The 11,895-nt window shown below is 39.6% G+C and carries 15 protein-coding genes and 1 riboswitch; of the genes, 14 read left to right on the forward strand and 1 reads right to left on the reverse strand.

All coding sequences use genetic code 11. The annotated features are described in order from the left end of the window. The first annotated feature begins 4 nt into the window (after window positions 1–4). The 10 genes from pstC (at window position 5) to EFD62_RS00890 (ending at window position 7,675) form a co-directional block, all read left to right on the forward strand. Window positions 5–859, forward strand: coding sequence for a phosphate ABC transporter permease subunit PstC (gene pstC, locus EFD62_RS00845; RefSeq protein ID WP_069194724.1), 855 nt, complete (start codon window positions 5–7; stop codon window positions 857–859). Continuing rightward, the gene (pstA, locus tag EFD62_RS00850; protein ID WP_069194723.1) at window positions 859–1,734 is read left to right on the forward strand and encodes a phosphate ABC transporter permease PstA; all 876 of its coding nucleotides are present in this window, start codon (window positions 859–861) and stop codon (window positions 1,732–1,734) included. The genes pstC and pstA overlap by 1 nt, the downstream gene beginning before the upstream one ends. 135 nt (window positions 1,735–1,869) lie before the next feature. Beyond that, window positions 1,870–2,619, forward strand: coding sequence for a phosphate ABC transporter ATP-binding protein PstB (pstB, locus tag EFD62_RS00855; protein ID WP_069194722.1), 750 nt, complete (start codon window positions 1,870–1,872; stop codon window positions 2,617–2,619). Then, on the forward strand, window positions 2,619–3,266 hold the full coding sequence (gene phoU / locus EFD62_RS00860; protein ID WP_069194721.1) for a phosphate signaling complex protein PhoU: 648 nt from the start codon (window positions 2,619–2,621) through the stop codon (window positions 3,264–3,266). The genes pstB and phoU overlap by 1 nt, the downstream gene beginning before the upstream one ends. A gap of 2 nt (window positions 3,267–3,268) precedes the next feature. Then, entirely contained in the window at window positions 3,269–3,943 is a 675-nt protein-coding gene (locus EFD62_RS00865; RefSeq protein WP_069194720.1) for a response regulator transcription factor, read from the forward strand. Continuing rightward, window positions 3,940–5,610, forward strand: a complete 1,671-nt coding sequence (locus tag EFD62_RS00870; RefSeq protein ID WP_069194719.1) for a sensor histidine kinase — start codon at window positions 3,940–3,942, stop codon at window positions 5,608–5,610. The genes EFD62_RS00865 and EFD62_RS00870 overlap by 4 nt, the downstream gene beginning before the upstream one ends. A 29-nt stretch (window positions 5,611–5,639) precedes the next feature. Next, on the forward strand, window positions 5,640–5,831 hold the full coding sequence (locus tag EFD62_RS00875; RefSeq protein WP_069194718.1) for a helix-turn-helix domain-containing protein: 192 nt from the start codon (window positions 5,640–5,642) through the stop codon (window positions 5,829–5,831). Between the two features lie 125 nt (window positions 5,832–5,956). Continuing rightward, window positions 5,957–6,676, forward strand: coding sequence for a Cthe_2314 family HEPN domain-containing protein (locus EFD62_RS00880; RefSeq protein WP_069194717.1), 720 nt, complete (start codon window positions 5,957–5,959; stop codon window positions 6,674–6,676). Between the two features lie 229 nt (window positions 6,677–6,905). Next, complete coding sequence (locus EFD62_RS00885; protein ID WP_069194716.1) at window positions 6,906–7,547, forward strand: accessory gene regulator ArgB-like protein; 642 nt, start codon at window positions 6,906–6,908, stop codon at window positions 7,545–7,547. Next, a complete protein-coding gene (locus tag EFD62_RS00890; protein WP_083225165.1) occupies window positions 7,541–7,675 on the forward strand; it encodes a cyclic lactone autoinducer peptide in 135 nt (44 codons plus the stop codon). Before EFD62_RS00885 ends, EFD62_RS00890 begins: the two co-directional genes overlap by 7 nt. 98 nt (window positions 7,676–7,773) lie before the next feature. Continuing rightward, a riboswitch (cyclic di-GMP riboswitch) is annotated at window positions 7,774–7,863 on the forward strand. A 192-nt stretch (window positions 7,864–8,055) separates the two neighbouring features. On the opposite strand, the gene EFD62_RS00895 is transcribed toward EFD62_RS00890, so the two are convergent. Beyond that, window positions 8,056–8,382, reverse strand: a complete 327-nt coding sequence (locus tag EFD62_RS00895; protein WP_083225164.1) for a helix-turn-helix domain-containing protein — start codon at window positions 8,380–8,382, stop codon at window positions 8,056–8,058. 559 nt (window positions 8,383–8,941) lie between these two features. Here EFD62_RS00895 and EFD62_RS00900 point away from each other — a divergent pair. From EFD62_RS00900 to EFD62_RS00910, 4 genes are all read left to right on the forward strand, one after another. Beyond that, window positions 8,942–9,379, forward strand: a complete 438-nt coding sequence (locus EFD62_RS00900) for a sigma factor-like helix-turn-helix DNA-binding protein (protein WP_069194715.1) — start codon at window positions 8,942–8,944, stop codon at window positions 9,377–9,379. A 60-nt stretch (window positions 9,380–9,439) separates the two neighbouring features. Continuing rightward, window positions 9,440–9,607, forward strand: coding sequence for a hypothetical protein (locus EFD62_RS17425; RefSeq protein ID WP_155522877.1), 168 nt, complete (start codon window positions 9,440–9,442; stop codon window positions 9,605–9,607). Between the two features lie 300 nt (window positions 9,608–9,907). Next, entirely contained in the window at window positions 9,908–10,054 is a 147-nt protein-coding gene (locus tag EFD62_RS00905) for an SHOCT domain-containing protein (RefSeq protein WP_014256545.1), read from the forward strand. 75 nt (window positions 10,055–10,129) lie between these two features. Beyond that, complete coding sequence (locus EFD62_RS00910) at window positions 10,130–11,836, forward strand: recombinase family protein (protein WP_069194714.1); 1,707 nt, start codon at window positions 10,130–10,132, stop codon at window positions 11,834–11,836. Window positions 11,837–11,895 lie beyond the last annotated feature (59 nt).

Raw genomic sequence — 11,895 nt, forward strand, 5'->3', positions numbered from 1 at the left:
ATCTATGACAAAATATAAAGAAAGCATAATGAAAGCAATATTTTTTGCAGCAGCATGCACATCCATTCTAGCTGTTGCACTTATTTGTTTATTTCTGTTTATAAACGGCATACCTGCTATGGCGAAAATCGGAATATTTGATTTTCTGCTGGGCACAACCTGGAAACCTAATAATACACCTCCTTCTTTTGGAATTTTACCCATGATATTGGGAAGTATCTATGTAACAGCCGGCGCTGCAGTGATTGGAGTACCCATAGGGATTTTGACAGCTGTATTCATGGCCAGGTACTGCCCCAAAAGGCTGTACCGCATCTTAAAACCTGCAATAAACCTGCTCGCAGGGATTCCTTCCATTGTATACGGGTTTTTCGGACTTGTAGTCATAGTTCCTTTTATCCGTGATACCTTTGGGGGCACCGGTAGCAGCATGTTGACGGCATCCATTCTCCTGGGCATCATGATTTTGCCTACGATTGCAGGTGTAAGCGAATCAGCAATCAGAGCGGTCCCTCAAAGCTATTATGAAGGCGGACTGGCACTTGGGGCGAGCCATGAAAGGAGCATATTTTTTGTAATGCTTCCGGCTGCAAAATCCGGCATCATGGCTGCTGTGGTCCTGGGTATAGGCAGAGCCATCGGAGAGACCATGGCAGTCATCATGGTTGCAGGAAACCAGGCACGAATGCCTGCCGGATTGCTGAAAGGCGTCAGGACACTTACAGCCAACATAATCATTGAAATGGGCTATGCTGCGGAGTTGCACAGGGAGGCTCTGATTGCGACAGCTGTTGTACTTTTTGTATTCATTCTTATTATAAATTTATTATTGTCACTGCTTAAAAGGAGGACTGGCTGATGGAATGCATAAACAAGCGATCATTCGGGCAAAAGCTCAAGGCCTATAAACGCAGCCCCCTGTCGCTGGCCCTGTTCCTCCTGGTGTTAGTATCAACAATTCTTACCATAGGTATTTTGCTTTTTTTGATTGGGTATATCATGATAAGAGGGATACCTAATATCAAGCCTGAGCTGTTTCAGTGGGAATATAATACATTGAATGTTTCACTTATGCCGGCTTTGATAAATACTGTTATCATGACGTTCATCTCACTGCTGATTGCAGTGCCTATAGCAGTTTTTTCTGCCATCTATCTGGTTGAGTATGCGAAAAGAGGCAACAGGCTGGTTGGCATAATCAGAATTACTGCCGAGACACTGTCAGGGATTCCGTCAATCGTTTACGGCTTGTTTGGATTGCTGTTTTTTGTAACTGCTCTTGGCTGGGGAATGTCTCTCCTGGCAGGTGCGTTCACACTATCAATCATGATTCTGCCGCTTGTCATGCGTACCGCTGAGGAAGCATTAAAAGCTGTTCCCGATTCGTACCGGGAAGGCAGTTACGGGCTGGGAGCAGGCAAGCTCAGGACTGTGTTTAGAATTGTTTTGCCCTCTGCAATGCCTGGTATTTTGGCCGGTGTCATCCTGGGCATTGGAAGGATTGTCGGAGAGAGCGCGGCACTGATCTATACTGCCGGAACCGTAGCTGAAATACCAAAGGGCAGGGACTTTCTGTTTGATTCTACCCGCACACTATCGGTTCACATGTACGCTCTTACCAGCGAAGGATTGTATGTAAAACAGTCTTATGCAACGGCTGTAATACTGTTATTTATTGTTGTATTGATTAACTGGTTCTCAGGATATATAGCAAAAAAGCTTTCAAAAGCCTAAGGAACCAGGTACTAGATATTAGGTGCCAGAGGATAGGTGTAGAGCAATAGGTGGTACTTGATGCCAGATACCAGATACCACGTGCTGGATACCAGGCTCTGGCTGCTGGAAGAAATGGAGTAGAAAGGATAAGATATGGACAAAATTCGTATAGAGAATCTGGATTTGTATTATGGCGATTTTCAGGCATTGAAGAAGGTCAATCTGAATATCAAAAAAAACGAAATAACAGCCTTTATCGGGCCGTCAGGCTGCGGAAAATCTACCCTTCTGAAATGCCTGAACCGAATGAATGACCTTGTTGAAGGCTGCCGGATAACAGGCGAAGTCTTGCTGGACGGTGAAAACATTTACGGTGATATGGATATAAACCTGCTTCGAAAACGGATTGGAATGGTTTTTCAAAAGCCTAATCCCTTTCCTATGAGTGTTTATGACAATGTGGCATTCGGGCCTCGTACCCACGGCATCCGATCAAAGATCAAGCTGGATGATGTGGTAGAGAGATCCCTGCGGCAAGCTGCAATATGGGATGAATTAAAGGATCGCCTGAAAAAGAGTGCTTTGGAGCTCTCCGGCGGCCAGCAGCAGAGGCTTTGCATTGCAAGAGCGTTGGCTGTACAGCCTGAAGTCCTGTTGATGGATGAACCGACATCAGCCCTTGATCCCATCTCAACATCCAAAATCGAAGACCTTGCTGTTGAACTGAAAGAAGACTATACTATTATTATAGTTACCCATAATATGCAGCAAGCTGTACGTATTGCAGATTCAACCGCATTTTTCCTACATGGAGAAGTAATAGAATATGCAAGTGCAGAGGAGCTGTTCTCCATGCCAAAGGATAAACGAACTGAGGATTATATAACCGGGAGGTTTGGGTAATGAGGAATAAATTCGATGAGCAGCTGGAGCTTTTAAAGAAACAGATGATACAGATGGGCGCCTTGTGTGAAGGAGCAATAGCAAATGCGACAAAAGCGCTGATAGACGGAGATATAGAACTTGCTGAAAAGGCAATTGCGGCAGATGGGAACATAGACCAAAAAGAAAAAGAGATTGAAAGCCTCTGCCTTAAACTGCTTCTCCAGCAGCAGCCTGTTGCCAGAGATTTGCGCCAGATTTCATCTGCCCTAAAGATGATTACAGATATGGAGCGAATTGGGGATCAGGCTGCAGATATATCGGAAATAACCATGCTTGCCAATATAAAGGCTGCAGATAACACAAATCACATTGTAGACATGGCAAAGGCTACGATTAAAATGGTTACGGACAGTATCGACGCTTATGTTCGACAGGATCTGGGGCTTGCCAAGGCTGTAATAGATTACGATGATGTAGTTGATAATCTGTTTAATGATGTGAAGGCTGATATGATCAGGCTGATTAATGAAGATACCAATAACGGTGAATTTGCTATTGACCTGATGATGATTGCCAAATATTTTGAACGGATAGGCGATCATGCTACAAATATTGCCGAATGGGTTGTATTTTCCATTACCGGCAAGCATATTAGCGAGGTTTAAAAATGATCTATTGTGTAGAGGACGACAGAAGCATACGGGAGCTTATCATATATGCACTGAAATCCAACGGATATGAGGCTATTGGGTTCAGCGAAGGAAGACCTTTTTTAAAAGCGTTGGAAAGCAGACTTCCTGCTTTAATATTGCTTGATATCATGCTTCCAGGCGAAGACGGTATTGAAATATTGAAAAAACTAAAGGCATCACCGAAAACACGGCACATTCCGATAATAATGCTTACTGCAAAGAGCGCAGAATATGACAAGGTTCTTGGGCTGGACAACGGAGCAGATGATTATATAACCAAGCCTTTTGGAATTATGGAGTTCCTGTCCCGTGTCAAAGCTGTTCTCAGAAGATCAGGAAATGTAAGCAATTCATCCGAATTATCCACCGGTCGGCTGACAATGTATATTGACAGGCATGTTGTTCTGGCTGACGGGAAGGAGGTTGCTCTCACATTCAAAGAATTTGAGCTTCTGAAATATTTATTGGAAAATGCCGGTATTGTATTGACAAGGGATAAGCTCCTGGAAGAAGTATGGGGATATGAGTATGAAGGAGAGACCCGTACTGTGGATGTGCATATCCGCACCCTGCGTCAAAAGCTCGGAGAGGCAGGAACAGTTATTGAAACGGTGAGGGGGGTCGGCTACAGGATCGGAGGAAATGCATGAAAAAGCGTATTTATAAAAGCATGCTGCTGCTAGCCCTTATAACCATTTTACTCACTTCCTTTCTTATAACCGGATTCATATACAGGGAATTTTATATCCAGATGCAGCAGGAAATCAGAAATGAAGCTCTTTTTATCTCAACCGGCTATAATTTAATCGGGCAAGAAGTTTTTTTCGGTCTTAAAGAACAGGAAAACTCCAGCAGAATCACATGGGTAGCAATTGACGGCACAGTTTTATTTGATAATATGGTTGAAGCAAAAAACATGGAAAATCACCGTAACAGGCCGGAAATTGCCGATGCGTTGAACAACGGATTCGGTGAAGCGGTTCATCTTTCCAAAACTCTTGGTACCCAGACATTTTATCGGGCTGTCCGGCTCAATGACGGCACAGTACTGAGAGTATCAGCCACAACAAACAGTGTTTTCAAATCTGTTTTAGGTTTTATTCCGTATGTCGCTTTAATTACATTGCTGGTTATCATGCTGACCATGATAATTGCCAATCTGCTGACGAAAAAGATTATTTTCCCTTTGAACAACTTAAATTTGGAGAATCCGTTATCCAATGATGTCTATGACGAATTATCTCCATTGCTGTCCCGCATGGCTAGACAGAACGAACAGATCGAAAGCCAGTTCAAAAGGCTGAAGGAGAAGCAGGAAGAGTTTAATGCGATTACGGAAAATATCAGCGAAGGAATCATAGTTTTAAACAATAAAGGCTTGATATTATTCATCAACAAAAGTGCTGCAAGCATATTCAATGTCAGCACCCAGGATATAATTAACAAGCATATATTAACACTAGATCGAAGCATACCCCTCCAAAAAGCAATAGAGACAGCTATGGCCGGGCATTTATTTGAAAATACATTTACAATAAGTGAGGATTCTTTTCATTTACTGGTCAGTCCTGTTAAGGATGATATGGTTGTCAAAGGAGTTATTCTGTTTATACTGGATATAACAGAGAAACAATCTGCTGAAAAAATGCGCCGTGAGTTTACTGCCAATGTGTCCCATGAACTCAAAACGCCCCTTACCTCCATTTCAGGTTATGCAGAGCTTATGAAAAGCGGCATGGTGCAGCCAGAGGACATTCCCGAGTTTGCTAACCGCATATACAACGAAGCAAGGCATCTCATAAACCTTATAGACGATGTGATACGGATCTCCAGGCTGGATGAGAAAAATATTCAACTTCCTTTTGAAGAGATTGACTTATTGGAATTGGCAACGGAAACAGTCAGCAGACTATCTTCCCTTGCGCAGCAGAAACAGATAAAGCTGTCAGTCAGCGGTGAGAATGCAATTGTATCGGGTGTCAGGCAAATCCTGGAGGAAATGATCTATAACCTGTGCGATAATGCAATCAAATACAATTATGAAAAAGGCACGGTTGATGTAAGTGTCAGAGCTTTATCCGATAATGTCGTACTAACCGTTGCAGATAATGGTTTTGGCATTCCCAGGGAGCACCAAAGCCGGGTGTTTGAACGTTTTTATAGAATTGACAAGTCCCATTCAAGGGAAACCGGCGGAACCGGGCTGGGGCTTTCCATTGTAAAGCACAGTGCAGAATTCCATAATGCCAAGGTTCAACTGTTAAGCAAGCCTGGAAAGGGTACAACGATAACAGTCACATTTAGACGCAATCAATAAAACCGAATGGTACTGGTGCTGGTATACAGATGCTCCTGAAGATTAACTTAAAACATCTCAAATATACCCAAAAAGATGTAGCCTACGCAATTGTTGCTACTGTTCGCACTTATCAAAAATGGGAAAATGGAGAGACCACACCTGATGGGCACTATCTACTGAGACTTCTTAACTGGCTCGATATTCGTGAAATTCAAGATGTTGTTCGGTATACAGAATAAATTTTCAATGCCAAAACATCATCAGGCTTATGATAGATAAATTTTCATGTGATTGAAAATAAGGCTACGGTAAAGATTGAATAGCATTGTAAAGAAGAATGGTTTTTGAGAAGGGGAATTTCAGAATGGAAACGCCATCAAGATATTTACAAAAAATTGTTAATAAAATTATATACAATGAGGATGAGTTAAAAATATACTGGGGAGATGATCGCTATGTTCTGGGATTCAATTCTCCTACAATGACAAATCTGAATAAATTTTTTTCGATTAAGACGGTGTATGACACAATTGCCGATATAGACCGGAAAATTAAGTATTCATTTAATAAAATATTAAATATGAATTTGCCGGAAACTTTAGAGGGATATAATTCTTTTAGTAAGCAAACTGATAATGAGTATTGGGCAATGTACTATGTTGAAAACATAATATTTCGAACCTCAACATTGTGGGATTTGTTGGCGCAGCTATATAACATTCATTTTGACCTTAAATATGATATTGATAAAGTTTACTACCGCACTTTATTTAATAATTGTGCCCAAGGTAAAAATGCGATTCCACAAGCTAAGCGTATTGATGCATATTTTAGAGAAGAAGACAATATGGATACTACCCCATGGGGTGGAAACCATGCCTATGTTACTGAGTTTAGAAATAAAATGACACATCGTAATGCTCCTAGTATTTCTGCGATCAATCAATATGCTACAGAACTGCGTCCACCTGCAATGTATGTGTTAATACGAGTTATCGAAGATTATGCTCAAGTTTCCCACTATATTAATGAATTGCTAAGCCAAATTGATTTTGAAAAATTGCTATCGGAAATTAGGCCTTAAATAATATCTGCTGTGAAAATAATGTCTGCCCCATATGGAAATGTTAAAAATATTGTCAATAAAAAATCTTTTAATTTTCTCTGTCCCTGTTAAAGGGACTTTATTGTTCTGGGAAATATAACGATTCAAACAACAATTCATACGAGTTAAGACGTTATTTCAACAGGTTGCGCAATTACCCTAGGAAATATATGGAATACGTGATACTATGGAGCCAGAGGTGACATAGATGAATGAAATTTCAATTCATAAAATTGGACAAGCATTAGGAACATATGTGGCAAAAAAAGTTTCCAGAGCAGATCAGACAGAATTTCTGTCTTTTGGTGCAGAAATTTTGGTAGGCAGTATTATTAAATTGTGTGTTCTTTTTTCCTTTGCTTTCATCATGGATATTACCTTTGAAGTTGCGATATTACTTATCGTAACTGGCATCATCCGCACCTTATCAGGTGGAGCACATTGTTCAGCATACTATAGGTGTTTAGTAACAAGTGTTTTCATATTTACGGTATTGGGATATTCCATCAAAGTAAATTACCCATTCATCCGGCAGTTGCATCCTGCTATTTTACTTGGCATTCTCGTATTAACATTTAGTTTATATTGGCTCTATCCTCCACAGGCTCCTTCCAATAAACCTTTTAAAGACAATAAAATAGAATTAGCCTTCCGATGGTACACATTACTAACAGTTGTGATTTTATCTATAACTGCTATTGCCTTGGGGTCTAATAGCTTGCCTGCCTGGGTTATATCAATTGCACTGCTTTGGCAAGCTTTTACATTAACACCTGTGGGACATAGATTTATTGGCTTATGCGATTTCCTGCTTACTTTAAATAAGAAGGGAGGCGAATTAGAATGTTAAAATTTATTAGCAAATCTCTATTTCAAGGATTGGCAGCAGTGTTCGCTGTAGTGGCCATGACAAATATTGGAACAACGAGCATGTTTCTTATGTACCAGCCGGAGCCACCAAAGAACTTAAAAAAGTAGAAAAAACTCAAAGGCAACCGGCCATGGTAGTAGTATATAAAATATAACGGTAGTAAATTGAAAAGAAATTGAAGCCTTTATGGAATAAATTAAATAATGAGCGTTAATAGCAAACTTGTCGAAAGTCAAGGACGCAAAGCCAAAGGGTCTAAGGTGCTTAGTAACACTATGATAGCCTGGTTGCCGCATTTACTGTGTGTACTAAACCTGCCCGCTTTTCGTCTGGCAGGTTTTTTCCTTTTATTTTACTTGTTACGTATTAAGTTTTTAGATTTGATATCGTGTATTTGAATGTAGATAAGTAGGCCGGTGCAAAGGATGTCGAGCTACCAATGTCTTCAAAATTGCAGTTACGGGTAACAACAAATGGACATCAGGCATCATTTAGTTTCCAATAAAGCTTTAATTGTCGCTGACAGAACCTTGAGACCGCGCTTATCACACTGGTAAAGCAAGCGAGTAATTTGATCTATTTCATTATTGGTATGTTTACCTTCAGGATAGAAAATTGCGTCAGCTGATATGCCTAATTCGCGGATGAGGCGAAAAAGAACACTATAGCTTGGCTTTTTATTCTCGTTTTCTATGGACATCAAATATCGGGGTGATATGTTTATTCTTTCTGCTAATTGTTCACGGGTAAGGTTATTGCTTTTTCTTGCAGCTTTTAGAATTTCACCTAAACTATCTAAATCGTTGTGCATCATTGGTTCACCTCCGATAACAGTTTACAGTTCCTGTTTAGGAGGTTAAACGATACATGAGAGCTATAAAAATAAGAACTAATAGAGCGTATCATCATTAAATTCCATATTAGATATGGTTTTCATTAAGTTATTAAGATAGGCGATACCCGCTAAATAAAAAAAACGTGAGTTTGGCGGGGTTTTCGCATGGTTAAAGAATTCCCCTTCAGGCTTACGGGTTTGGAGGGTTTAATAATGTTTATCCAGCATAATACGAGGGGTCATCATCCGCTAATATATAGCGGTCGGGTTTGATAAAGCCGACATCATTTTTTGCCGCACAGCTAATCTCCAATTGTTAAAAAAAGCTCATTTTTATCACAGGGCAAATGTGGGCATCAAGTAGAACTAACAGAGCGTAATATTAGGAAACACAATAGCGCAGTTTTAGAAAAAGCTTATTTGGATTGTATCCAAGTAGGCTTTTTTTGTCGAAAAAAGGAGAATTGTATCGGCTGCCGCTCTCCTCCTCCTCTGTTTTGGTTTTTTAACTCAAAAAAATCAAAACGGAGGTTCATATATGAAAAAGATCAATTTAAGGGATTTATACCCGTTTTATAAATCTGACTTTTTTATTGAAATTGCAGATGAAGTTGCAGAACTGATCAAACAGATTGAGCGAAAAGAACATGCAGATTACGAGCGCATCCGGGTAAACAAGGCCTACTATTCTCTTGACGCTGATGATGGAATAGAAAGAGGTATTGTTCTGCTTGTATTATCACCGGAAGAAATCTATGAACGAAAACTGAGCAAACAGGAATTATATGCTGCTATCAACAGCCTGCCGGAAAAACAGGCAAAGCGTATCTATGCGCATTTTTTTCTTGGCATGAGCAAAGCAGAAATAGCCAGGATTGAGGGTGTTAACAAATGTCAAGTATCCCGTTCAATTGAAAAAGCATTAAAGAATATTGAGAAATTTTTAAAAAATTTCTGTAAGGGGTGCAACTTTTGAGCAAAAAATCTGCTGATTAGTAGAGGGACATATACTACCCCCTCAAGTGTTCTTTGATAATTGAATAAGTGTTTATCCGGTACTTTCCCCGTATGTCCTGAGAAGGAAAGCCAAATTGCAGGTACGCCAGGACCATCTGCCGGTATAACGCCGGTTCCAACCGAAGGATCAATTCCGTTTATGGACTGGATGAAGGTAAGGTGTGAGCGAAGAATACTTATGCAATGAAAAGTGTTGGTTACACTTTTGGCGATAACGCATACGGAGGGATAATGATACTTGCGCATAGTCGAGGTTAAGTCCCAGAGTGCGCCCCGGTCGCTGACGGGGAGGTGTGATTCCTATGAGGACGGTCAACCGCTGTCTGCCGGATGTAACATAAGTATACAAAAACCAAAACAGTAACGCAGGATAGGATTGCGCCTGTTAATGAAAGCATGTGTGCATATGCTGTTCAAACTAAGGCGCATTTCCTACTGTGAATCTGAAAATTAGAAGTATTGGTGATTGCTGAAAAGGAGGGTCTTTATGAAAGGTAAATTGATTCGATACAGTATGCAGATTGCCATGCTGGGACAATTGTTGTCTTTGGCTCTGATAACCGAGAAAGAATTTTCTCTGATTAAAAATAAACTTATGCAGGATTACGGTGTAGTTTCAGACCTGACTTCTTAATTTGTACATTTGGCATATAGGTAGTTATTCATTATACTGGTTTCGTAATAATCATTTTGCGAAGGAGGACTTTTAATGCATGAAGTTGAAGTAATAAAAGCGAACAGAAAAATATCTGACCGTACTGCAGGAAAAATAGCGGATATTTTGCGTGTAGCTCCTTATGCAAGAGTTAGTACGGATTCAGAGGAACAATTAAACAGCTATAAATCACAGGTTATGTATTACACAGACTTAGTGAAAAAGCGTAAGGATTGGGTATTGGTTGACATCTATGCTGATGAGGCGATAACAGGTACCCAGGTTACAAAACGTGAAAATTTCCAGCGCATGATTAACGATTGCATGGATGGTAAAATTGATATGATCATAACAAAATCCATTTCAAGGTTTGCCAGAAATACCTTGGATACCTTAAAATATGTCCGGATGTTGAAGGAAAGAAATATAGCTGTATTTTTTGAAGATGAAAATATCAACACATTGACAATGGACGGAGAGCTTCTGCTTGTCATATTAAGCTCAGTGGCGCAGCAGGAAGTAGAGAACATATCAGCCAATGTAAAAAAAGGCTTGAAAATGAAAATGAAGCGAGGAGAACTGGTTGGTTTCCAGAGCTGCCTAGGGTATGATTATAATCCTAATGACAAGAGTATATCAATAAATGAAGCGGAAGCTGATGTTGTTAGATACATATTTAATCGGTATATTGATGGTGCGGGTGCTTATGTTATTGCAAAAGAGTTGACCAGTCTTGGTTATAAAACCAAAAATGGCAATACAGAATGGCATGATACAACAGTATTAGGAATCATAAAAAATGAAAAATACAAAGGTGATGTTTTGCAAGGCAAGACCTTTACCGTTGATCCAATTTCCAAAAGAAGATTAGACAATTACGGTGAGGAAGACCAATTCTATATAAAGAACCATCACGAACCAATTATTAGTGAAGAAATATTTGAAAAGGCGCAAGCAATCTTAAACAGGAGAGGTGCAAACCGTCGCGGAGTAGAAAAGGGAAAACGTGAAAAATACAGTAGGCAATATGCTTTTAGCAGTAAGCTGGAGTGTGCTTTTTGCGGAAGTAATTTATCGCGCCGGAACTGGCATAGTGGTAGCGCTCACGAAAAGGTTATCTGGCAATGCGTAACTGCTACTAAAAAAGGCAAGAAATATTGCCCACCAAGCAAAGCAATTGAAGAAAAAATTCTTGAGAGTGCATTTGTTGAATCATATAAACTGCTATGCCAGAATAATTCAGATGTTCTGGATGAACTTATAGAAAGGATGGAAAGTGTTCTTAGCAAAAATGATTTTCAAAAACAATTAGCTAAAGTAGAAAATGAAATTCATGCTATTGAGCAGAAACGTAATAGGTTGGTTGATATGCGTTTAGAGGAAACAATTGATAAAGCCACTTATGAGAAAAAATACAGTGAATTGGAATCAATTTTAGAAGGATTATTAACAGAAAGAGAACAGCTGGAACAATCCTCTAGGGAAGAAATTAACCTGGAAAAACGGATTGCACATTTTCGTAAGGTACTTGAAAATAATGAAATATTAAAGATTTTTGACCGCTGTGTGTTTGAAAGTATTGTAGAAAAGGTTATTATCGGAGAGATTGACGAGAATGGAAATGCTAATCCGTACAAGCTGACATTTGTATATAAGACTGGATATTCTAATGCAGTGCAGAGTAAAATGCATAAGCAGATTAAAAAAAAGAAAAATGATAAAGGAAATTTGCATTCCTATTCCTCACCCAACACATGTTGAGTGCGTAGTATTGATGTCAAGGGTTTAAAAATCAAGTGTAAAAAAGGCCTTGATATAAG

The organism is Acetivibrio mesophilus, from assembly GCF_004102745.1.
GTDB classification, from domain to species: Bacteria; Bacillota; Clostridia; order Acetivibrionales; family Acetivibrionaceae; genus Hungateiclostridium; species Hungateiclostridium mesophilum.

What these genes read in the sequence shown, in the direction of transcription:
- pstC (WP_069194724.1), top strand. Translation starts at nt 5, where the DNA reads ATGACAAAATATAAAGAAAGCATAATGAAAGCAATATTTTTTGCAGCA.
- pstA (WP_069194723.1), top strand. Translation starts at nt 859, where the DNA reads ATGGAATGCATAAACAAGCGATCATTCGGGCAAAAGCTCAAGGCCTAT.
- pstB (WP_069194722.1), top strand. Translation starts at nt 1,870, where the DNA reads ATGGACAAAATTCGTATAGAGAATCTGGATTTGTATTATGGCGATTTT.
- phoU (WP_069194721.1), top strand. Translation starts at nt 2,619, where the DNA reads ATGAGGAATAAATTCGATGAGCAGCTGGAGCTTTTAAAGAAACAGATG.
- EFD62_RS00865 (WP_069194720.1), top strand. Translation starts at nt 3,269, where the DNA reads ATGATCTATTGTGTAGAGGACGACAGAAGCATACGGGAGCTTATCATA.
- EFD62_RS00870 (WP_069194719.1), top strand. Translation starts at nt 3,940, where the DNA reads ATGAAAAAGCGTATTTATAAAAGCATGCTGCTGCTAGCCCTTATAACC.
- EFD62_RS00875 (WP_069194718.1), top strand. Translation starts at nt 5,640, where the DNA reads ATGCTCCTGAAGATTAACTTAAAACATCTCAAATATACCCAAAAAGAT.
- EFD62_RS00880 (WP_069194717.1), top strand. Translation starts at nt 5,957, where the DNA reads ATGGAAACGCCATCAAGATATTTACAAAAAATTGTTAATAAAATTATA.
- EFD62_RS00885 (WP_069194716.1), top strand. Translation starts at nt 6,906, where the DNA reads ATGAATGAAATTTCAATTCATAAAATTGGACAAGCATTAGGAACATAT.
- EFD62_RS00890 (WP_083225165.1), top strand. Translation starts at nt 7,541, where the DNA reads ATGTTAAAATTTATTAGCAAATCTCTATTTCAAGGATTGGCAGCAGTG.
- EFD62_RS00895 (WP_083225164.1), bottom strand. Translation starts at nt 8,382, where the DNA reads ATGATGCACAACGATTTAGATAGTTTAGGTGAAATTCTAAAAGCTGCA.
- EFD62_RS00900 (WP_069194715.1), top strand. Translation starts at nt 8,942, where the DNA reads ATGAAAAAGATCAATTTAAGGGATTTATACCCGTTTTATAAATCTGAC.
- EFD62_RS00905 (WP_014256545.1), top strand. Translation starts at nt 9,908, where the DNA reads ATGAAAGGTAAATTGATTCGATACAGTATGCAGATTGCCATGCTGGGA.
- EFD62_RS00910 (WP_069194714.1), top strand. Translation starts at nt 10,130, where the DNA reads ATGCATGAAGTTGAAGTAATAAAAGCGAACAGAAAAATATCTGACCGT.